The sequence below is a fragment of the Lysinibacillus sp. G1-3 genome, assembly GCF_056322905.1.
Window position 1 is genome coordinate 142,378 of record NZ_JBWHYQ010000002.1, and the last position, 22,593, is coordinate 164,970.

The window sequence follows — 22,593 nt, forward strand, 5'->3', positions numbered from 1 at the left end:
AAAACGTCTGTTTTATCTTAGCAAAAGAGATAGGCCTACGCGCGAAAATAGGTCATACAATTTCATATTAGTTTCGGTGAACCGTATCATAAGTAAGTGAGGTTTTTTTGAAAAATAGTACAGCACCTCCCAAGATAGTAGAATAAGTGTTTTTTGTTGTTTGGCCGTATAACAAGAATAAAATATGAGAACAGAATAGTGGGAAAGCAGAGAATAGAAGTTCCTCTGGATAGCAAGGTTCTAAAAAATTGATTTAAACCAAAGAATTCCGTCAAAATGTCATTGATGATTCGCACTTATTGGAGCGATACGTGAACAATTTATTGGATAATGCGGTTAGACATACACCTCGCCATGGGGAGATTTTTATAGAATGCTATACGTAAAGATATTATCCAAATAATACTTTAGTTAAAATAATGTATTTGACTAAACCTAAATTTCTTCTTCGAATAAGATATATTATTCTAAATTGAAAAGAAGGTGGTATAATGTCAAATCAACGAAATCATAAAGATAGTAATGATGGGTCTAATTCCAAGGAATTACAAAACGGAGTGGAAAGTAAAAATGAAAAAGTAAGGATTATTGTAAAAAAAGATGGAGAAGAAATTAGGACTGATGCTCCTGTATCGGATAAGTTAAAGGTTGTAATTGTTATAAATAATCAGTTCACTAGTGCACCTAATACCACGCAAATTGCAAGTGGGGCAGGAAGAAATAGTGCAGCTGGTAGTAATGCTGCAATAGATTCCTCGAATACCGATCAACAGCAAAGTGTGGGAGCACAAGGGGTAGCTAGAAACAGCGGTATGAAGGGGAAGCAGACTGAACCTCACGAACAGCATAAAGACTGTGATGGTGACGAAGAAATTGTTATCATCATCAATAATCAGATAAATAAGGGGCAAAAACAGTCCTCAGCTACTCAGGTAGCAAGCGGCAGTGGTTTAGATAGTACGGGAGGAACTAATTCAGCCATAGGAAGTTCTAATACGAAGCAGCAGCATGCGGTTGGTGGAGAAGGTCGTGCAATAAATAAAGGTGAGAATGGTGATCAAGAGGAAACGTAAATGCTGTTCTGTTCTCTCTCTCTTTCTAGATGATTGTAAAGCAGCGACTAATAGCGAATAGCTGACATGCGTAGGGCCAGAATAATGTATGAGTACATTTGATCGAAAACCTCATTTAGTTACGTTACGGTGAACATCATAAATAAGTGCGTTTTTTTCACAGAAGTCATCAAGAACAGTTATTTTTCCTAACATCCCAAAAGGGCTATCCGGTTTGACTAAATATTTTTAACTAATCGCAACTCTTGGCTAACTACTACTACTTGTATTCGGGGGTTTGTAGTTGTTGGACCAAATTTGGTCCGAATCAAAAATTAAAATCCCATTTGGACTCATTATGGAGAAAAGTATCTTAAGTAAATAAAGTTTTTTTGAAAAACAGAGAAAGCACCATTCCATTACGTGTGGATGGTGCTGTTTTATGTAAACAGAATTATAAATTTGAACGATCATCAGCTTCGCTCCAGCTTTTCATTCAATATGTAAACATTGGAATATTATAAAAAAAGAGCCCCTAAAAACATCAAATGTAAGCTGGGGAAAAAATTGAATCAACAGTCATAGAAGTTGTTTCTAAATAACAAATACTTATATTTATTGTGTATGAGAAATATACAAAGGACTGTCATAAAAGTGAATTTTGTGACAGCCCTTATTCTATCCATGGTTTTCAATAAGAATGGATGTAACTTCATAGAACTCTATAATGACGTAGCGCTCACATTTTAACGAGAATATAAGCTAAGAAAATTTCTACATAGAAAGAGTTTAAGAAAAATTTATTCCTTTTTGGGATTACAAAACCTCTAAATGGGTTGTGACTTTTTAATGTTTATTTAAAGTCTATAATTATGTTGACAGAGTAGGACCGAATATTTAAGCTACAAGGCATTTTTTATAATTATATTTCCTAGTCGCCTCGTTTCTCTAGATTTTTAACAGTTTTACTTTGATCAACATCCTTTTGGTTTTTAAAGGTACCCATGAGAAAATCATAAGCTGGGTTCGTAACGCCATACCAGTAATTTTCATTTTTGAAATGATGCCATAAATGAACCTTTTTCATCCAACGACCCCATGGAGATATTGGCTGAAGGGGACGATGGGCGATATAATGCTTCCACTCATAAAATAATAAAAAGAGCATGATACCTGCAATAAATGCGTTTGTCATTACTAAGCTAGATGAAAAAAAATTAAAAATGGCTGCTGCAATTGCAATGTTTGGCACACTATACCATAAGGGTAAAAATAATAAATGCAATTCATTCGGATTTGTATGGTGGTCATAATGTAAGCGTTTAAGCATTTTTAACAAAAATGCATTCTTTGGCGGTTTCAGATGAAAAAGAAACCTGTGTGTTACATACTCAGCTAAGGAATACATAATCATTCCCAAAATAAAAGCACCCAAAATTCCGATAGAGGTTAAATGTAGAATCATAAATACAAAACTAATAAGGAATAGACAGGTCATGATTAATATATCAGGATAGAAAAAATATTCTTTAAAATATTTCAACTTCATTTATCACGCCTCCAGTATTCTTTATTTTTTTCTATCTTTCCAGAGTTCTAAGCTTTTCGCCATTGTTGTCGTAGATAACCTTTCCGCTTCCATTACATCTCCTTTTAATGCAGCTTTTAATAAGCCGTGGTAAAAGTCGAAGGACAACAGACGATGTTCTTTTATAGAAAAATATCTTTTTGCCATATCCAGATAAATAGAATCGAAGCTATTTAAAATGAGTAAGAAGATTGGATTGACTGCAAGGCCAGCACACCTTTTTTGCAAATTCCAATCAAATGCAGCATAGCTTTCTGCACTATCTTCGAGTTGCTCTAGATTGGCAAGGAGAGCAACCACTTTAGGTTGATTAAACGTGACAGCATCACGAATATAAGTCGGAGCCAAAGAACTTCTTAATTCTAATAAATACATGATAAATTCATCTGTTAAGGTATGATGATTCTCAATAATATTAACAAGTGTCGTTAAATTCCCATTGCGCCAATAATCATTAACAACCGCAGGCATTCTTTTTCTCCCTGTTATCCATCCACCCCTTCCTAAACGTTGAAGTACCTCCCGAATAGTTGGCCGACCTACACCAAATTCTTTTGCAAGCTCTCTTTCTGGTGGTAAAGTACTTCCTACAGAATAAACACCAGCCACTATTGATCTAATTAATTCATTCTCAATTTTATCTGAGGAGCGTTCCTTTTCTTTCAAAACCTTGTCCCCTTTACTATGTGGTAATACAACTTAAATAAATTGGTAATACCAAGAATTATATACCAAGTCTGAATTTTCTGTCAACGATACGTAGAAATTTTATAATTGGACATATCAAACAAGCCGTAAAATTCTTAGTAGAATGCAATATATATTTAAATTATTTGAATCAGACAATTGGTGGAAAGAGGGAAAAGGCATTAAATAAACCTTCGCTAAGACAAATGAATTTCTCATTTCATAACTTTGATGTCCATAGTGGTTTTAAAGATAAGGAAAGATATGTGAGATTATCCGTAGACAAAATCAACCTAGCAGTTTTGATAAATGTGGTTAAAATTAGCTAATCAACATACCAAGTTTGAACCAAAGAATCGTCATGTTCTTCTTAGAATTGACCGAAAATAATAGTCTGAATTATAGAAATTTAACGGATTTCTATAAATAAAAGACGCTAAAAATACCTGAATTTTCTTTGCTAATTTAAAAATTTTTTTGCTTACAATATGTTAATTTGACACATCTATTTACAAATTTAATAGGAGTTCGTTCTATTATTAATATAAAAAACCTTCGTGTGTATTTTTATTCATTTATTAGAATAAAAATTAACATCTTGTGAAATGTTACACTAAGTATTTTTTGGTTCAAAAGGGTAAATGAATTAATTTTCATTGCGATTCATTATAAAAAAATATTAAAAAATAAATTGACACTCAATTGTTTATGACTTAATATGAGTCTCAGCATAATAATATAGCTCTTATTAATAACCGTTGAGACGAGGGGTCGAAGATACGGTGGCCAAACAATTTAGTTCATAATGAACTGAATCCAGTGGGCCGAACCTGAGCACAAAATTAACTTTTGTGAACAATAAGAGGAACAGCAGCTGATAGTATTCGAAGCTTTCCTTAAAATTGGGTGAGCTTTTTTTTATGCCCTAAAAATCTATAATTTGTTAGGGGTAGTTAAAATTGTCAGAAAAAGTATTATTCACATCGGAGTCTGTTTCGGAAGGACATCCAGATAAAATTGCAGACCAAATCTCAGATGCAGTATTAGACGCAGCATTATCGCAAGATCCGCTATCACGTGTGGCATGTGAAGTATTCACAACTACAAACACAGTAATTGTTGGTGGAGAGATCACTACAAAAGCAGAACTAGATATCGAAAAAATTGCCCGTAATACCCTAATCGGCATTGGTTACACAGATGATAAGTTCGGTATTGATGGTCATAACTGTAATGTACAAGTTTTAGTACACACGCAATCTCCTGATATCGCAATGGGTGTTGATTCTTCAAGCGATACAAAAGAAGTTGGTGCAGGTGACCAAGGTATTATGTTCGGTTTTGCGACTAATGAAACTGAAAACTATATGCCATTAGCAATTGAAATGGCACATATGCTTGTAAAACGTGCAACTGAGTTACGTAAAAATGGTCAATTCAAATGGGCTCGACCAGATATGAAATCACAAGTAACAATTGATTATACGGATAGTATGCAACCTAAAATTGATACTGTTTTAATGTCAATTCAACATGATGATGATTTTGACCGAGTAGAATTCATTGATTACGTTACAGAAAATGTAATTAAAGCTGTTGCGAAGCAATTTGGTATGAATGAAGACTTCCGCATTTTAATTAATCCTACTGGTCGTTTCGTAGTAGGCGGACCACACGGAGATGCAGGTTTAACAGGACGTAAGATTATTGTTGATACTTATGGCGGCGCAGCTCGTCATGGTGGTGGCGCATTCTCTGGTAAAGACTGTACAAAAGTTGACCGTTCAGCGGCTTACGCAGCGCGATACGTTGCAAAAAATATTGTTGCAGCAGGCTTGGCAGATAAATGTGAAATCCAATTATCATATGCAATTGGTGTAAGTGAACCAATTAGTATCGCTTTAGAAACATTTGGTACAGAAAAAGTAGCGAAAGTAGAAATTTTAAAAGCGATTCGTCAATTATTCGACTTAACGCCAGATGGCATTATTAACATGCTAAATCTACGTAAACCTCAATATCAACAAGTTGCAGCTTATGGTCACTTTGGACGTAGTGATGTAAACGTAACTTGGGAAAAAACAGACAAAGTTTCAGAATTAGAGCAACTTTTAACAGTTGCTATGGGACAATAATGCAATGCGTGCAAAATCGAGTGGCTACTGAGGAATTTTTAGCCACTCAAGACCGCATGCCATTATTTGAAGCTTTAGTCAATTATACTAAACAAGATGTTACGCCGTTTGATGTACCTGGACATAAAATGGGGCTACATGAAAACCCATTAAAATGGACGCTTGGAGAAATGACATTAAGAATGGACGTAAACTCGATGAAGGAGCTTGATTTATTAAGTCACCCGGAATCGGTTATTAAAGAAGCTCAACAATTAGCTGCACAAGCATTTAATGTAGACTACGCTTACTTTTTAGTAAATGGAACTACTGTAGGAATTTTGGCGATGATTTTAGCGACATGTAAACAGGGCGATACATTGATCGTACCTCGTAACTGCCATAAATCAGTTATGAACGGCATTATATTAAGCGGAGCAAAACCAGTATTTATTCAACCTGAAGTTGATCAACATTTTGGCATTGCACACGGAATTTCAGTTGAAAATGTAAAAGCGGCACTTGCAGAAAATCCACAAGCGAAAGCTTTACTAGTAACGTATCCAACATATTTTGGTTCAATGAATCAACTGCAAGAAATTTGTAAGCTCGCACATGAACAGAATGTAACAGTTATTGTTGATAGTGCACACGGAGCGCATTTAACATTTTTACCTGATGCTAACGATGCGATTAGTGCTGGGGCAGATGCAGTAACAGTCAGTATGCATAAAACTGGGGGTTCATTAACACAAAGTTCGCTTCTATTACTACAAGAAAAACGAATCGATTCGAAGCATTTGCAAAAAGTATTAAATATGCTTCAAACGACGAGTGCAAATTATTTATTAATGAGTTCTTTAGATGTAGCGCGAAGAGAATTAGTAATGTATGGACAACAACGTTATAGCCAATTAAAGTCAGTTGTTGATGTAGCAATTGAAGAAATTGAAAATAATTCACGCTATGAAGTGCTTAAAGCTGATTATGTACAACAAAATTTCAATCAATCCTATGATTGGACGAAACTTGTTATTCGTGTGAACGATCTCGGTTTGACTGGTTTCGAAGTTTACACAATATTGAAACAACAGTATGGCATTCAATTAGAACTTGCTGAAGGATATGTCATAATGGCAGTCATAAGTCATGTTGATACAAATGAAACAATCGGTAAATTAGTACATGCGTTAAAAGATATTGAATTTAATCACACAAAAAAAGATGCGATTCAGTCAGCTTATGTGACAGCGAATCAAATTAATAAATTAGCAATGACACCGCAACAGGCGTGTAATGCAGAAACAGAAACAATTTTAATTTATGATGCGGTAGGTCGGATTAGTGCAGACTCATTAATGATTTATCCACCGGGAATACCACTAATTATCCCTGGTGAAGTTATTTCAGAGGAAGTAGTAGAATTATACAACTTCTATTTTCTTAATTTTGGGAATGTTCTGTTCGAAACGAAAGAAGAAAATTATATTACAGTCGTAAGGGAGACAAATAAATGAGCATTGAATTATCAACATTAGGTAGACACGTATTAATTGAATTTTATGGTTGCCCAAGTGAAATTATTGAGCAAAACGCATTAATCGAGCAGTTTATGAATGAAGCTGCTGACTATTCTGGGGCAACAATTGTAGAATCTTGCTTCCATCATTTCAACCCATATGGTGTTTCGGGTGCAGTAATTATTGCTGAATCACATTTAACGATTCATACTTGGCCAGAATACGGATTTGCTTCTGTAGATGTTTACACATGTGGTGACTCAGTAAGTCCTTGGAAGGCAGCAGAATATTTAGAACAAAAACTACAAGCGAAAAAGACAGAATCATTTGAAGTACCACGTGGAATGGCAGATAAAATTCGCCAATTTGCAGAACAAGAAATTGATACAATTCTAGTGAAACAAGAAGTATTAGAGGACGTGATTTAATGAAATGGTATACAGAACAATGGAGCGATAACTGTAAATTTTCAATCGGATACAACGAAGAAATTCATAGTGAACAATCTCCGTTCCAAAAAATCGATTTTTATAAAAGTGAAGAGTTTGGTACTTTCTTCACGTTAGACGGTTTGATGATGGTTAATGAAAAAGATGAGTTCGTTTATCACGATATGATTACGCACCCAGCATTCGCTACTAACCCAGACATAAAAAAGGTATTAATTATCGGTGGTGGTGATGGTGGTACTGCTCGTGAAGTACTACGTTACGAATCAGTAGAAAAAGTAGTAATGGTAGAAATCGATGAGTTAGTATTCCGTTTGAGCCAAAAATATCTTCCAATTACAGCTGCTGATGTTGAAGAAGATCCACGTATGGAAATGATTTTCGATGATGGCTTAGCTTATGTTCAAAACGCAGCTGATCAGTCATTCGATTTAATATTAGTAGATTCTACTGATCCAATTTCAGTCGGTGAAGGTTTATTTACAACAGCTTTCTATAAAGAATGTTACCGTGTATTAAATGAAAAAGGAATTTTAATTAACCAACATGAATCTCCATACTTTGCCGAGTATGCAGAAAACATGCGCAAAGCACATAAAAAAATTAAAGGTATTTTCCCAATCGCGAGCGTATATCAATTCCATATGCCAACATACCCATCTGGACACTGGCTATTCGGATTTGCTTCAAAAGCATTACATCCAATTAAAGATATTCAAGTAGATTCTTGGGATAAATTTGGCCTAAAAACGAAATATTACAATACAGATTTACACGTTGGTGCATTCGCACTTCCTACATTTGTGAAAGAGTCACTTGATCGTGATGAATAAGAGGCTGGGACAGAACTAAATCGTTCCTTTCTAAAGCCGAATAAAATCTTGATTAACAAAACAAGATGAATATAAAATCCGAACGATTTCAAAAAACTTTATAAAAGTTTCATTGGATAGTTCGGTTTTTTTGTTGGGTCTGAAAGAAAATGTTCATAAGGGCGAGGTCATCCTGAGGTAAGAAATTAATAAAGGGTTACTCTACTTGAAGTGACCCAAAGTATAACTAAAAGATTCTATTTGAACTTATCTAGTTTCTTAACTTTCATTGAAGCTACTTCTCCACAATTCTTACAAATAGTCAAAATCATTGGTGAACCTGTAATATTTAGCTTATCGATCCTAGTTCGTACGCTACAGCAAACTAGTGAGCAATTTGGAAATAAGACTAAATAAGGTAATCCACAACTTATGACGAATCTCCAAGATTTTATGAGAAATCATAATCAAAACCAAAAGAAAGCGTGCATTCTCTGCGCATTTTGTAAAATTAATCTGTTCTTATGTTTTTATAGCAACAATCTTTTAGAAACAGCCTTTAAAAATCCATTTGACGTTTTCTACTATTTTTTGTATTATATTTGAGAAAAGAATGCCCGGACTAGAACGGGAGAGGTTCATAGCTGATACCCTCTATAAAAAACTATGGAAACATGATAATTATGCCATGTCCATATCGGACGTGGCTTTTTTTATGTTTTTACTTACGTTTTATTAGAACGATTGGTGATGCCTCTCTTGAAAAGTGTTGGGAAACATTTTACAAGGAGGTTTTTTTATGTCTGGCCGAAGCCATACAGAAGGACTGTAGGATTTACCATTATTGAGTAACCAAAGTACACAATATTTTAATTCGGAAAAATTGATTATCGATAACTACGGTATTGAATCGTTCAATTAAGAAAGAGGTATTTAGCTACCCTCTAAAAAAAACTAAAAGAAGCAGTACTTTTTCTTATAGTGCTGTTTTCTTGAAACAAGGGAGTTTTTACAGATGAAGCAGGAAAAAGCAATTGTTGTATTTAGTGGAGGTCAGGACAGTACAACTTGTTTGTTCTGGGCAAAAGAACGTTTTAAAGAGGTTGAAGCAGTAACTTTTGATTATGGCCAAAGGCATCGTCTTGAAATTGAATGTGCAAAGATGATAACAGAAGAGCTCGGTATCAAGCATCACATTCTTGATATGTCACTCCTGAATCAGCTTGCTCCGAATGCATTGACACGACAAGACATAAAGGTAGAAGACGGAGAAAATGGTGAGCTTCCATCGACTTTTGTACCTGGTCGAAATCTTCTCTTCCTTTCATTTGCGGGCGTTTTAGCGAGCCAAGTAGGAGCTAAGCATATTGTAACTGGCGTTTGTGAAACGGATTTTAGCGGATATCCGGATTGCCGAGATGTGTTTATTAAATCCTTGAATGTAACGTTAAATTTATCGATGGATGATTCCTTTGTTATTGATACACCGTTGATGTGGCTGAATAAGGCACAAACATGGGAACTTGCTGATCAGTTTGGAGCACTTGAATTTGTTCGGGAAAGAACGTTAACTTGCTATAACGGTGTAATAGCAGATGGCTGTGGTGAATGCCCAGCATGTAAACTGCGGAAAAAAGGGCTTGATGAGTATTTGAGTTACAGGAAGGAGTCATAAGGCATGTCAGATTTTAGAATCGTCGATAAGCTCCAAAAACTAAATGTAGATATTCAAAGAAATCAATTGAACTATCATGCAAAGCGCGTTCTCGTAAGTAAAGAATTTACCTTCGATGCTGCTCATCATTTACATAACTATGAGGGGAAATGTAAAAACCTGCACGGTCATACGTATCGCGTAATATTAGGACTGAGTGGTTACACTGATGAACGGGGTTTGATGATTGATTTTGGTGATATTAAAGGAATATGGAAAGAAAAGATAGAAATTCAATTGGATCACCGTTATTTAAATGAAACGCTTCCACCAATGAATACGACGGCAGAAAATATTGTTGTTTGGATTTACGAAAAGTTGGCTGCGGCCTTGCTTGATGAACAAAGATATAACGGTGCGCGTGTTGAGTTTATCCGCTTATATGAAACACCGACTAGCTATGCAGAAGCGAGACGGGAGTGGATGGAAGTTGAGTAAGATACCTGTTATCGAGATTTTTGGACCGACGATTCAAGGTGAAGGAATGGTAGTTGGCCAAAAGACAATGTTTGTGAGAACGGCCGGCTGTGATTATTCCTGTTCTTGGTGTGATTCATCATTTACGTGGGATGGCAGCGGAAAGCATCTTATTGTTCAAATGACAGCTGAGGAGATTTGGTCTGAGCTGAAACGTCTCGGAGGCAGCGGTTTTTCATTTGTTACGATTTCAGGAGGCAACCCTGCACTCATCCAAAATTTGGAGAAGCTCATTGCCATTTTAAAAGAAAATGACATAAAGGTCGGGGTGGAAACACAAGGTAGTAGGTGGCAAAAATGGATGTATGAGATTGATGAGTTGACAATTTCCCCAAAGCCACCTAGCTCTGGTATGACGACAAACTATTCGATGCTCTCTGAAATCTTCGAAAAACTTGAAAATCGAAACAGTAATCATCATGTATCTCTTAAAATAGTCGTTTTTAATCAAGAGGATTACGAGTATGCTAAACAAATTCACCATCGATATCCAACGATTCCTTTTTATCTTCAGGTCGGTAATGATGATCTCACGACGACTGACAATTCAGGATTAATACTACATTTATTAGATAAATATCATGCACTGATAGATAAAGTGATGAAGGATGAGGAATTAACAGATGTCAAAGTACTGCCACAGTTGCATGCCCTTGTTTGGGGGAATAAAAGAGGGGTATAGTACACTTATGGATTTAAGACATATTCTATTTGAAGTAGAAAATACTATTTTAATAGGAAGGAAATAATTCCCTTATGTAGAATAATCTATATAAGAATAGAAAGTATTCTAGATGAGGTGTTCGATTGAATAAAATAAGAAATGAAACGGAAAGATTAGTTATTCGATTTCTTGAAGAAGGTGATTATTCTTCTTGGCTAGCCCAGTATGAAAATCGTTTACCTTCTCAACATAAATACGATCAAGGTAAATTAGATATGAGCATCTGTACGAAAGAATGGTTTCGTGATTTAGTTACTAAACATCAGCAAATGGCTGAAGATGACAAGGTCTATGTATTTGGAGTGTTTAGAAAAGAAGATAATACTCATATTGGTTTTATAGACTTTTCGACAATTATGAGGGAAGAATTTCAATGGGCCAGGTTCGGATATACAATTCATAACCAGTTTTGGAGAAAAGGTTATGGGAAAGAGGCTGTAAAAGCTGCCTTAGATCTAGCGTTTAAAAAATTACATTATCATCGAATAGAAGCTCATATAAACCTTGATAATATAGCATCTATAAAGTTAGCAGAAAGTGTTGGAATGGTGTATGAATGCACGAGGCAAGGATTCATATTCGAGGACGACAAATGGACTGATCATCTAGTTTATTTTATAAACGCAAAATAAGTTTATAAGTAGACAAGAACGAAGAAGTTTTTTGTATACGTTCTCTTATGCAGATTAAAAAGCAGTAGATTTTAATAAAACCCCTGATTCTTCTGCTTAGCGTAGAAAAATCAGGGGTTTTTATTTAAACCTTTGATAAGTAACAAAAACTATTTTCATAAATAATAAAAAATCCTACCATTTTATCTACTTTTCAACCTTGATTTGTGTTAACTTAATATAAAAAATAAGTTAACGCAAATAAAGAATAGGAGGAAATAACATAAAGTTATTACATGTTAATTTAAAAAGTAAGATGGAGGAAAAAAATGACCCGAAAGTTTTCTACTTATGATCTTGCTCAGATTTCATTGCTAGCATGTCTTATTATCATTACAGGCATGTTTAAAATTCCAACAGGTATTCCTGGGTCTGAATTTCAATTATCAGCACCCATAGCAGTTGCGATTGCAGCGGTATTTGGGTTTAAGCGTTATTTTCTAGCGGGGATTATTGCAAGTTTAATCTTATTTTTACTAGGGATACACTCGATCTTAAATGTGGAGATCGCATTGATTTTTCGATTGACTGTAGGCCTACTCATTGTTTTATTTGGGACTTCAATTCCAGTACTCGTTTTGGCAGGCCCAATTGGAACAACGATTGCTAGATTTGGTTTGGCTTATACGTTAGGGACTCCATTTTTACCGTTATTAGCTGTGGCTATTCCAGGTATGGTAATCACAGCTGTTAGTGTCTATCCCATAACGAAAATGTTACATACAATTAATAAGAAAGTAGCAGGTAATCATCATGTTAAAAGCGTGTTATAGCATTCGAATGCGTGCAGCTGAAAGAAGTCCTGAACTAGGGGAAAAGCATATATCTGGTGGTGAACGGATAGGTAGTAAATCTCAGATAGAGCCAATTGTAAAACAGTTATTGAAGAAAGCAAGTAATCATTCACGTGGCGATGCTGACTTTATTCGAATTACCGTTGAAAAAATTGCGCCTGACCAGATTCAGTATATATCACCATTAGAAATTACAACAGTTGAGGAGACTTCGATCGAAAAGGCACGTAGTGAAGCAAAAAAGATACTAACCTCATTAGGTGTTTCAGAGCATGCACTGGATGTTGCTTTTCATCAACTTAGTAGTAATCAAAATCTCCGTGGGGCAATCATCCTAAATAGTAAAACTGGCTTACGGCTTGACGATCGAGGACAAAAGGGTGTGCGTGTATCACGAATCGATTGGCAAGATGCTGATGGAGACCTTAATGAACGGGTAGGTGAAGCGTTGGCTCTGGCGTCGAAAGTGGCAAATTCTCCGTTTACAATTGCAGAATTATGTTGGTCTGATGATCCAGATTACGTGACTGGATATGTAAGTAATCGTGGCATTGGCTATGTCAGAATTACTCCGTTAAAAAGGGATGGCTGTGAAAGTGGAGGTCGTGTTTATTTTGTGTCTGATGAAGTTGAACTAGAATCTTTTATAAACTATTTAGAAAGCGTACCGGTTCTCATTAGGAGGGATTAAAAAATGGATCATTGGTTTCAACGGGAACTACAATTAATAGAAGAGAAAGGATTGACAAGAAAGTTACGTTCGTTTTCAAATGGCAATGAGAGCGAGGTAATCATAAGTGGTAAGAAATTCTTGCTTTTTTCATCTAATAACTATTTAGGTCTTGCAACAGATTCTCGGTTGAAAAAGAAAGCATCGGAAGGTATTAGTAAATATGGTACAGGAGCTGGTGGTTCGAGATTAACAACTGGAAATTTCGATATTCATGAACAGCTTGAATCTGAAATTGCGGATTTGAAAAAAACTGAAGCTGCCATTGTTTTCAGCAGTGGTTATTTAGCGAACATTGGTGTGATTTCGAGTGTGATGAAGGCAGGTGATATTATATTTTCTGATGCCTGGAATCATGCGAGTATTATAGATGGTTGTCGCCTCAGTCAAGCAAAAACAATTGTTTATGAACATGCTGATATGTTGGATTTAGAGCATAAATTGAAGCAATCACGTGGAGATGGAAAGAAGTTAATTGTGACGGATGGCGTCTTTAGTATGGATGGTGATATTGCTCCACTTCCCGAAATCGTTGCGCTAGCAAAGGAATACAATGCTTACATAATGATTGATGATGCGCATGTGACAGGTGTCTTAGGAACTGATGGTCGTGGTACTGCTGATTATTTTGGGTTGAAAGATCAGATTGATTTTACAGTGGGCACGTTGAGTAAAGCGATTGGTGCAGAGGGTGGCTTTGTGGCGACGTCCGCAATTGCAAAGAACTATTTACTAAATAACGCTAGATCATTTATTTTCCAAACAGGTTTATCTCCAAGTGCGATTGAAGCCGCGCGAGAAGGGATATCCATTATTCAAAATGAGCCCGAACGAAGGGAGCAATTGCTGAATAATGCTACGTATTTACGTTTGAAATTGGAGGAATCCGGTTTTGTAGTTAATGAGGGGGAAACGCCAATTATAACGCTTCTTATTGGTGATTCCCATGAAGCTGTGCAATTTTCTGAGAAACTTATGGATGAAGGTGTCTTTATTCCAGCGATTCGACCACCAACTGTGCCAAAAGGGTCAAGCCGATTACGGATTACAGTGATGGCTACACATACAATGGAGCAGCTCAATACAGTTATAAATAAAATGAAGAAAATAGGAAAAGAAATGGGTATTGTATAAAAGTCTTATAACACTTAATAATGTTGAAAATATGTAAATAATAGTTGGATTACCGAGATTTACCGTTTTCAAATCAATAGTTCATAACAAAACCCCTGATTCTTCTACTTAGATAGAAAAATCAAGGGGTTAATTTAAACCATTACCGTTATTTGTCACAAATGACTCAATGCTTTGACACTCACTTTAACTGTTAAATTATGCTTTCCACCTGAATAAACACCTTCAACAGGGCTTATATCGGAATAATCACGGCCAATGCATAAAATAATGTGATGTTCTAATACTTCAACATTATTAGTTGGATCTAGACCAATCCAGCCGATTCCCGGTATCATGACTTCTACCCAAGCATGGGTTGCAATATCTCCGATCAAGGCAGAGTTTTCGTCCACATATAAATAACCGCTCACATAACGCGCTGGAATTCCTTTAGCTCTTAGCACGGCCAGCATGACATGTGTGAAATCCTGGCAAACACCTCGCTTCAGGGCGAAGGCTTCACTTGCCGTAGTTTTCACATCGGTTGCACCCGGATCGTATTCAAAAGTTGAGTATAAATATTGCATTAAATTTAATGAAAATAGTACAGGATTTTCAGCATGACCAATGGCATGATAAACTTCCTCTAACTGATTTTCTGTCATATACGTAAATTGTGTAAACTTTATATAGGGCAAATAATGTTCATAAAACAATTGCGAGTGAAAAATCGTCTGCATCTCTGGTGAATATTGAATACGATGAATAAATGGTGCACGTTGAATGCTGACAATAGAGGTTGTTTGAATTTCTAGTTCTTGATGCTGCTCTGGTATATAAAAAGTGCCAACTGTATTGCCCCATATATCAGTATGCTCACGTGTTAAAGATGAAGGTGTAATGGCAATGCGATAGGATAATAAGCGCTGACGCTCATCGCCTCTTGGCTTTAAGCGGATTGTATTTAAGCTTTGATCGACTTCAGACTCATATTGAAAAATATTAGTATGTTGAATTTCAAATTTCATAGTGTCCGCTTCCTTTGAATTACTGACTTGCTTGTTGATAGGGAGCTGTCGTTGATTCCTTTCAAGGTTGTACGCTGGGTTCATATAAATGATATATTGTTGAAAATGTATTGCCTAAATCAATACATTGACACAATTTTTCCTCCATTAATAAAATTGTTTCTTCTAATGTACTATTCCAAACATCTACATTCATGATAGCAAACAATAAATTTTCTAATGGAGCATGAAGCTCTAAAAATCTAGCTGAAAGAGGATCGTTTTCTAAAGAAATAAATGCTTCCTCTAATTTTTGTAAGCAAAACATCACTGAACGTGGAGAATGCTTATCTTGTAATAAATATTGGAGCACACATAGTAAGTTAGTTTGGCGATGCTTTTGTAAATAAGACTCTGTCGCCTCTGATAAATCGAGTAAAAACGAACCGTCCGCTTCTACTAAGGAGATAGCTATCTCCTTATGTTGCTCCAGTATAATTAAAGCCATACGAATCGTTTTTTCTGCACGCTCTAACCATTTCCCAACTTGTATGAAATAAAACGGTACATCTCGATCCATCGAACCTTCGATAAGCCCTGTCACCGTTAATGAAGTTTTACGAACATTTTGTAAAAAAGAGTTAAGAACAATAAGTGGAATAGGTCTTTCACGTTCCAATAGTTCTTGCTGTAAGGATAAATAAAAGTCATTTTGCAATTCCCAAAGCTCAATGGGAATGCTATCTCGAGTTACACGCGCATTTTCTCTAACGGCACATAAAGTAGCATGAAGAGCGTTACAGTTATTAGTAGAAAAGAGTAGATATTCGATAAGTGGATTAACTCGAATCGACTCATATAAGGTCAAGTATTCTTCCTTCGAGGCGCAAATATTCAACACCGCTTCCCAATGATCGATGTATTCATTTTCATTGCCAGATTGCTCCAACATATTCAACAGCTGTACTTGTAATATATGTGCATTCGATTGTGATCGTTCACTATATCGTGCCATCCAGTATAGTGCATCGGCTACTCGACTTAGCATATTGCAATTCCTCCTTTAATATCCACGTATCTTTTGCTCCTCCACCTTGTGAAGAATTTACGACTAAAGATCCTTCTTTTAATGCTACACGTGATAAACCGCCAGGAAGCACATAAATATCTTCACCCTTCATCACATATACACGTAAATCAACATGACAAGGATAAAATCTTCCATCCTGGAAAGCAGGTGCTCTAGATAAACTAATCGTTGGCTGTGCAATGTATTGATGTGGGTTTTCCATAATTTTTTCTTTATAAATAGCGATTTCTTCATCACTCGCATGCGGACCAATAAGCATATCATAGCCACCAGAGGCACTAACATTTTTTATAACAAGTTCTCTTATATGCTCAAGAACCCAAGTTAATTGACGATGATCAGCTAGATGATAAGTTTTCACATTACGTAAAATAGGTTCCTCATTCAAATAGTAACGTATCATATCCGGTACATAGGCATACATCGCCTTATCATCAGCAACACCGTTACCAACTGCATTTAAAATAGCAATATTTCCAGCTTTATAAGCCTCCATAATATGCGGTACCCCGAGTAAAGAATCCTTACGAAAAACAACAGGATCTAGGAAATCATCATCAATTCGACGATAAATAATATCGATTTGTTCTAGACCGTAGATAGTCTTCATGTACACCTTATCATCTCGGACCACTAAATCACGGCCTTCAACTAGCTGAATATTGAGCTGTTGTGCTAAAAAAACATGATCGTAATAGGCCGAATTATACATGCCGGCTGTTAAAAGGACAGCTTTAGGTTCTCTATTCGGCTCCATACAAGGTGGCCGATGAGCAAGGAGTGCCTTCTTCATAAAGGCCATTTGTTTATCGAGTGACTGGATCGTATGTTTAGAGAAAAATTCAGGATACACTTCCTTCATCACAGATCGATTTTGAAAAACGTAGGAAATACCTGAAGGATTGCGTAAATTATCTTCTAACACGTAATAAACACCATTTTCATCACGAATCAAATCGATACCAGCTAAAAAAATATGATTATCGATAGGTACTTTTACACCAAGCATTTCTTTATAATAATACGGATTGTTTTCAATGAGCTCTCTCGGAATAAGCCCATCCTCAAAAATAGATTGTTCATTGTAAACATCATGTAGAAAGCAATTTAACGCTTTTACACGTTGCTTCATCCCAGCTTCTATTTCTTGCCACTGTTCATGTGGAATAATAATAGGTATAAAATCAAAGGGCATTGTCCTTTCTGTTCCACCTTGTGCTCCATATACGGTAAATGTAATGCCTTGTTTAAGGAATCTAGATTGTGCTTGCTGATATTTTTCCTCTAATTGCTCCTTTGTGAATGCATTGAGCTTATGGTGGAAAGACCGATAATGAGGCTTCGGTTGATTGCCATCTAACATTTCATCAAAAAACAAACCAGATTCGTAAAACTTCATCATATGGATCGCCCTCCGAATTTAAGTAGTAGAGAAAACGTGTTACACTAAATATGAATCAATTTCGCCATGGCGTAATTGTAGTAAATGGGTACCAATTGAAAAGGAACCACATCCGCATTCATCTCATCATTTTTAGAGAAATGTAGATAAATACATAAAAGGAGCTAGTAAAAATGACAATCATTAATTTAATGCAAGCTTATGAACTAGACAAGCTTTCGAAATTAGATTTTACTAATGAGGAGATTGTGCGTACATTGCAAACAGGGGATTTATCAGTTTGGCAGGAAAAAGTACCAAACTATGAATTTTCCGAAACAATGGCACTTTTTCAAGAAGGGGAACAATTATTTTTGGACGCTTTGCATGGTAACTACCGTATCAAATATGTAACTTTGCCAGGCATTCAACGTCTACTGTATCTTCGCTTCCAATTAGAAGAAGGTAAGGATTATCAATTATTAGAAACAGGAATCCAACATTTAACTTGTAATGAGGAAACAATCGAGAAGCTTCAACGTATGCTATCAACAAATTGGTCTTTAACAAAACAAGTAGATGGGACATATAGCATCTTTATTTCGTAAACGGATTTTGTCCTGGCGTAATGGACGCTTCACTGCCTTACAGGTAAAAAATGCGGCCGGAATTGATGAAATCCAAATAATTCCACGCGTGTTATGAGAGGAATCGACATGTACAGTTACCCATCTTTTCATTTTTCGAATCGTCTCACAGCGCATAGTTCATTTAGTCCACTAGATTTAAATATTCATTTTTTTTGTGATTTATGCCTAAAAAGTGAAAACTTCTAAAAAACTTTTAAAAAAGGTGATTTTCTTTCAAAAAGAGAATCATCTTTTTTATTACCTGAATAAAGAACATTTGTTCTTTTAAGCGAAAAATATCATTTATTTCACCATAAAGTTCCCAAATTTATATTTGGGAACGTTTTTTCGTGATAAAATAGAGCAAATAGAGGTGATTTTATGGAAAAGCCTAAGCTACCAAAAATAATGAGAGATTTCCTAGTTTATTTAACAACGATTAAAGGGAAGTCTCAACGTACTAGAAAAGAATATGAATATGATTTGACATTATTCTTCCGTTTTTACATAGCCATTCAGAATGAACATGAACTATCAGATTTAACGAAAATAGATATTTCTACTATTTCAATTGAAGAAATTCGTGAGATGACCTTAGAAGATCTATATTTATTTATGGAATATTGCGAGGTGCAGCGTGGAAATTCTGCATCAGCAAGAGCGCGTAAAGTAGCAACGTTGAAGTCATTTTTTAAATACTTGAAAGGCAAACGTCGCCTTGTAGAGGAAAATCCGGCAGATGAATTAGAAACACCAAAAATAGGACGGAAAAGACCAATCTATATGAATATCGAGGAAGCGACGCAATTTATCGACGGAATCCAGGCAAATCGAGCTTCACCGAGAAACTATTGTATGATGATGTTTTTCTTGAATTTAGGAATTCGTGTGACAGAGCTTTGCCAGCTAAATAAGTCATCCATACAAGGGCGCTACTTAACAGTTGTTGGGAAAGGGAATAAAGAACGGACTGTTTATTTGAATGATAGCTGTGTACAGGCACTTGCAGACTATGAAAATAGCGGCAAGACAATATTTAAAGGTGAAGGAGAGGAGCCCCTTTTCATCTCACAAAAAGGAACACGATTTACTCGTCAAACCGTCGCTAAAATCGTTAAACGAATTAATCAACAATCTGGACTCCAAAAAGAACGACTGACACCACATAAGTTACGTCATACATCCGCAACAATGATGTATAAATCAGGAGCGGATATTCGAAGTCTTCAGCACATACTGGGGCACTCAAGTGTGGCAACAACACAAATCTATACACATATTGAAAATGAAGAGCTGCAACATGTACTCGAAAACAATCCATTCAATATTGTTCGTAGTAGAGAGCAATTCATTGAATAAATAGGCAACTAAAAAAAGCCGATTATGCTTACTTGTAGGAATCGGCTTTTTGGCACTATTATCTGTTGTTAGCTTCCATTTCATCAGTAGAGTTTGTTAGCTCAATAAACTGTCTTTCGATTGCCGTAATACTTTAGCATCTATACATATCCAAGGCGGAGTTTATCCGGCTTTTCAATTAGAAATCAGGGGAGAAAAGGGTGCATTTCACTTAACACAAAAAAAATCCTATGGCCATGTCCAATTTGGTCATCTTATCATTGAAAAAATGACACACCCTACTAATTTGTTTAATTCTAAAGATGTTTTATATGAAGAACTAAAAATGTAATCATAACTAAATAATGACGCTGATGCAGTTCGAAAATCTGCAAAGACCGGAAAACGAATACTGATATGAACAAATATAGAATACTTCACATCATATAAAACATATACAGAAAAGGGAGTAAAAAACACTAAGTGGAGGAGATATCATATGAGTCAATTAATTAACGATCAACTATGTGAAACAAGAAATAACTTAGTAGAGGAGATCAAATTATTAAGTGATACTCAATTCAACGTTAAGCCTGATGCAAACAGTTGGAGTATAGCACAGGTTTGCCATCATTTAACTTTAACGGAGGCATCTTTCATAAGATTGATTGCATGGGCATTAAAACAAGAAAATAGTAAGCAAGCGGAACGTAAAAATATTCATATTATCGCAGATAGAACAAAGAAAGTCCCAGCTCCAGAATTTGTTGTTCCAGCTGAAGACTTTTTTACAGTTCAGCAAATTATTGAGTTACTTGACGAATCGAGAGATAAATTTACAGCATTCCTTGATACAATTGAAGATCCATCTTTATTAGCAGAAAAATCCTATAAACATCCTTTTCTTGGCGATTTACCCCTCGATCAATGGGTAGAACTAGTTTCTATTCATGAACAACGACATATTGAACAAATAAAAGAAATAAAAAACATTCATCAAAGTTGAGCACTATTGAACTTCTAGGAGACTAAATACAAAGAATGAAAATAAGCAAAGCTCGAAATTATATTAAAGAATTAATACAAAGAATGAAAAAAAGCAAAACTCGATATTATATTAAAGAATTTATTATAGCAATTAAAAATTCAATCGTATCAGAAATAATTTGGAACATTTTAATATTTATCCCTAAAATGATCTTCCGATTATTGAAAAATTTATGGTGAATGGTCCAATTTCTCGATAGTAATATTGAGAATTTGGGCTTTTTTGAAGTTCTAAAGAAGGAAACAAGTCACAAAAAGAAAGTAAGGACATAGAGCATTCCATTCTTGATTAATGGTATAATTATCATTGTTTACTATTTTTAGTTAGGAGAAGTTATGAGAATTTATAAGTTAATTATTATATGCACTTCTATTATACTCTTATCTGGGTGTACTACATTTTCATCTAAAACAGAAGTACCCTCTAAAAATGAAACTTCAGAGGCTGTAAAAAAAGACCCTGTTGTTTTGGATAGCAAACATAAGGAGAAAGACGATAAACCTGTTGTCGTAGATATCACCAATACGGATAAAGGCGATGAATCAATAGGTTCTCGTCCTACTAAAATATATGAAGAGGTATCGTCTCCTATAGGTGAAAGTAAATCATATTTTACTTATGAGGAAGATTTTCCATTTAGAGTGTCCGTATCAAATACTGGAACGAAAAGGTTTTATTACAAAATTCAAAATGTAGGTAAAGAAGAAAAAATTGCAAATGGTATTTTAAACGGTAACGAAAGTTTTGAAAAGCTATTTAAAGGATTTCCCAAAGGAGCTTATGTCATAACTTACCGAGTAATAGAGGAAGAGCATCCAGTAGATATCAAACTAAAAGTAAAGGTAGAGATAATTCCTGAAATATAATATTCGAAATAAAGAGAGCCATTGTTTTGATTAATCTTTTTCAAAACAATGGCTTTTATTATTAAATTAATACTTCACGGATATTTTTAAATTGTAAAGCTTGACGAAATGAATCATCTGTTATATATTAATAAAAAATAATAATAACTGTTATAAAACAGTTTAATTTTAGGAGGAATTCAAATGTCAAAGTATCGTGATGGTTATGAGTTTTATTGTGAGATGTGTGAGCGTTATGGTTTAGAGCCAATTTCTTTCCGCTATTATGTGCTACAGTTATCACAGCAGCAACTTTCAGCTTATAATATGCAAGCAAAACAACTAGGTATTTAAAAGGTTTAAGATTAAAGGATGTGATTATAACGGACGCCGACGTGAATATTTTATGAAAAGCCCAGCCATACTAACTATAATGGACTGGGCTTTCAACTATTTGAAAGAAATATCAGATAATTCATTGACATAGTAAAGTAACTGTTATATATTATTAAAAAATAATTAATCTGTTGTATAACAATGTAGGGAGAATGCGAATTTCTCAATATAAAAATGGATACGAAATTTTATCTTTATTCAGTAGAAGACATTCACCTTTGAAGATGTGATGTCACTGATTTTCAAAGTAATGAAATGTGCGATCACAATTCAAAATTCAGACTCAATTACGCCAAGGTGAATTTGGTTGAAAGAATTGTTAACAATTGATTTAGAACCCATCAATTCCCATTTTAAAGTAAATCAATTATCAAAAGAACAATTAGACTATTATAATGAAGTGCACAAATG

The 22,593-nt window shown here is 35.2% G+C and carries 22 protein-coding genes, 1 pseudogene and 1 riboswitch; of the genes and pseudogenes, 18 read left to right on the forward strand and 5 right to left on the reverse strand.

What is annotated here, in order from left to right:
• Window positions 1-557 precede the first annotated feature (557 nt).
• Window positions 558-1,073 carry a hypothetical protein gene (locus tag ACVYAD_RS02700; protein ID WP_476424591.1) on the forward strand — a complete coding sequence of 172 codons (516 nt, stop codon included), beginning with the start codon at window positions 558-560 and terminating at the stop codon, window positions 1,071-1,073.
• Between the two features lie 910 nt (window positions 1,074-1,983).
• Here ACVYAD_RS02700 and ACVYAD_RS02705 read toward each other — a convergent pair.
• Entirely contained in the window at window positions 1,984-2,601 is a 618-nt protein-coding gene (locus ACVYAD_RS02705) for a sterol desaturase family protein (protein WP_349657888.1), read from the reverse strand.
• Between the two features lie 21 nt (window positions 2,602-2,622).
• A complete protein-coding gene (locus tag ACVYAD_RS02710) occupies window positions 2,623-3,306 on the reverse strand; it encodes a GntR family transcriptional regulator (RefSeq protein WP_476424415.1) in 684 nt (227 codons plus the stop codon).
• A gap of 179 nt (window positions 3,307-3,485) precedes the next feature.
• Between ACVYAD_RS02710 and ACVYAD_RS02715 the strand changes: the two are divergent.
• The 12 genes and pseudogenes from ACVYAD_RS02715 to bioF form a co-directional block, all read left to right on the forward strand.
• Window positions 3,486-3,599 (forward strand): annotated as a pseudogene (locus ACVYAD_RS02715) (radical SAM protein); the annotation flags it as partial.
• 687 nt (window positions 3,600-4,286) lie between these two features.
• A complete protein-coding gene (gene metK / locus ACVYAD_RS02720) occupies window positions 4,287-5,462 on the forward strand; it encodes a methionine adenosyltransferase (protein ID WP_349657890.1) in 1,176 nt (391 codons plus the stop codon).
• Window positions 5,462-6,958, forward strand: a complete 1,497-nt coding sequence (locus tag ACVYAD_RS02725; protein WP_476424418.1) for an aminotransferase class I/II-fold pyridoxal phosphate-dependent enzyme — start codon at window positions 5,462-5,464, stop codon at window positions 6,956-6,958. The genes metK and ACVYAD_RS02725 overlap by 1 nt, the downstream gene beginning before the upstream one ends.
• Window positions 6,955-7,389, forward strand: a complete 435-nt coding sequence (speD, locus tag ACVYAD_RS02730; protein WP_082172725.1) for an adenosylmethionine decarboxylase — start codon at window positions 6,955-6,957, stop codon at window positions 7,387-7,389. Before ACVYAD_RS02725 ends, speD begins: the two co-directional genes overlap by 4 nt.
• Window positions 7,389-8,243 (forward strand): polyamine aminopropyltransferase, encoded by an 855-nt coding sequence (gene speE / locus ACVYAD_RS02735; protein WP_476424420.1) that lies wholly within the window; start codon window positions 7,389-7,391, stop codon window positions 8,241-8,243. The genes speD and speE overlap by 1 nt, the downstream gene beginning before the upstream one ends.
• A gap of 606 nt (window positions 8,244-8,849) precedes the next feature.
• Window positions 8,850-8,896, forward strand: a riboswitch (PreQ1 riboswitch).
• 341 nt (window positions 8,897-9,237) lie between these two features.
• On the forward strand, window positions 9,238-9,897 hold the full coding sequence (queC, locus tag ACVYAD_RS02740; RefSeq protein ID WP_476424422.1) for a 7-cyano-7-deazaguanine synthase QueC: 660 nt from the start codon (window positions 9,238-9,240) through the stop codon (window positions 9,895-9,897).
• Between the two features lie 3 nt (window positions 9,898-9,900).
• The gene (queD, locus tag ACVYAD_RS02745; protein ID WP_476424424.1) at window positions 9,901-10,374 is read left to right on the forward strand and encodes a 6-carboxytetrahydropterin synthase QueD; all 474 of its coding nucleotides are present in this window, start codon (window positions 9,901-9,903) and stop codon (window positions 10,372-10,374) included.
• On the forward strand, window positions 10,367-11,095 hold the full coding sequence (queE, locus tag ACVYAD_RS02750) for a 7-carboxy-7-deazaguanine synthase QueE (protein ID WP_476424426.1): 729 nt from the start codon (window positions 10,367-10,369) through the stop codon (window positions 11,093-11,095). The genes queD and queE overlap by 8 nt, the downstream gene beginning before the upstream one ends.
• Before the next feature lie 125 nt (window positions 11,096-11,220).
• The gene (locus ACVYAD_RS02755; RefSeq protein ID WP_476424428.1) at window positions 11,221-11,769 is read left to right on the forward strand and encodes a GNAT family N-acetyltransferase; all 549 of its coding nucleotides are present in this window, start codon (window positions 11,221-11,223) and stop codon (window positions 11,767-11,769) included.
• 308 nt (window positions 11,770-12,077) lie between these two features.
• Window positions 12,078-12,581, forward strand: coding sequence for a hypothetical protein (locus ACVYAD_RS02760; RefSeq protein WP_349657899.1), 504 nt, complete (start codon window positions 12,078-12,080; stop codon window positions 12,579-12,581).
• A complete protein-coding gene (bioW, locus tag ACVYAD_RS02765; protein ID WP_476424430.1) occupies window positions 12,562-13,293 on the forward strand; it encodes a 6-carboxyhexanoate--CoA ligase in 732 nt (243 codons plus the stop codon). Before ACVYAD_RS02760 ends, bioW begins: the two co-directional genes overlap by 20 nt.
• 3 nt (window positions 13,294-13,296) lie before the next feature.
• Window positions 13,297-14,466, forward strand: coding sequence for an 8-amino-7-oxononanoate synthase (bioF, locus tag ACVYAD_RS02770; protein ID WP_476424432.1), 1,170 nt, complete (start codon window positions 13,297-13,299; stop codon window positions 14,464-14,466).
• Window positions 14,467-14,621: 155 nt separating this feature from the next.
• Here the strand turns inward: bioF and ACVYAD_RS02775 are convergent, their stop codons facing one another.
• From ACVYAD_RS02775 to ACVYAD_RS02785, 3 genes are all read right to left on the reverse strand, one after another.
• Window positions 14,622-15,476, reverse strand: coding sequence for a transglutaminase family protein (locus tag ACVYAD_RS02775; RefSeq protein ID WP_349657902.1), 855 nt, complete (start codon window positions 15,474-15,476; stop codon window positions 14,622-14,624).
• 61 nt (window positions 15,477-15,537) lie between these two features.
• Entirely contained in the window at window positions 15,538-16,503 is a 966-nt protein-coding gene (locus ACVYAD_RS02780; RefSeq protein ID WP_476424434.1) for an alpha-E domain-containing protein, read from the reverse strand.
• Window positions 16,457-17,947 carry a circularly permuted type 2 ATP-grasp protein gene (locus ACVYAD_RS02785; protein ID WP_476424436.1) on the reverse strand — a complete coding sequence of 497 codons (1,491 nt, stop codon included), beginning with the start codon at window positions 17,945-17,947 and terminating at the stop codon, window positions 16,457-16,459. Before ACVYAD_RS02785 ends, ACVYAD_RS02780 begins: the two co-directional genes overlap by 47 nt.
• A 173-nt stretch (window positions 17,948-18,120) precedes the next feature.
• Here ACVYAD_RS02785 and ACVYAD_RS02790 point away from each other — a divergent pair, with 173 nt between their 5' ends.
• The 5 genes from ACVYAD_RS02790 to ACVYAD_RS02810 all read left to right on the forward strand — a co-directional run bounded on the left by ACVYAD_RS02790 (window position 18,121) and on the right by ACVYAD_RS02810 (window position 22,140).
• On the forward strand, window positions 18,121-18,534 hold the full coding sequence (locus tag ACVYAD_RS02790) for a hypothetical protein (RefSeq protein WP_349657905.1): 414 nt from the start codon (window positions 18,121-18,123) through the stop codon (window positions 18,532-18,534).
• 402 nt (window positions 18,535-18,936) lie between these two features.
• Complete coding sequence (locus ACVYAD_RS02795) at window positions 18,937-19,914, forward strand: tyrosine recombinase XerC (RefSeq protein ID WP_476424438.1); 978 nt, start codon at window positions 18,937-18,939, stop codon at window positions 19,912-19,914.
• 478 nt (window positions 19,915-20,392) lie between these two features.
• Complete coding sequence (locus tag ACVYAD_RS02800; protein ID WP_476424439.1) at window positions 20,393-20,899, forward strand: DinB family protein; 507 nt, start codon at window positions 20,393-20,395, stop codon at window positions 20,897-20,899.
• Between the two features lie 377 nt (window positions 20,900-21,276).
• Entirely contained in the window at window positions 21,277-21,807 is a 531-nt protein-coding gene (locus tag ACVYAD_RS02805; RefSeq protein ID WP_476424440.1) for a hypothetical protein, read from the forward strand.
• 183 nt (window positions 21,808-21,990) lie between these two features.
• The gene (locus ACVYAD_RS02810; protein WP_004230023.1) at window positions 21,991-22,140 is read left to right on the forward strand and encodes a hypothetical protein; all 150 of its coding nucleotides are present in this window, start codon (window positions 21,991-21,993) and stop codon (window positions 22,138-22,140) included.
• The last annotated feature ends 453 nt before the right edge of the window (window positions 22,141-22,593 follow it).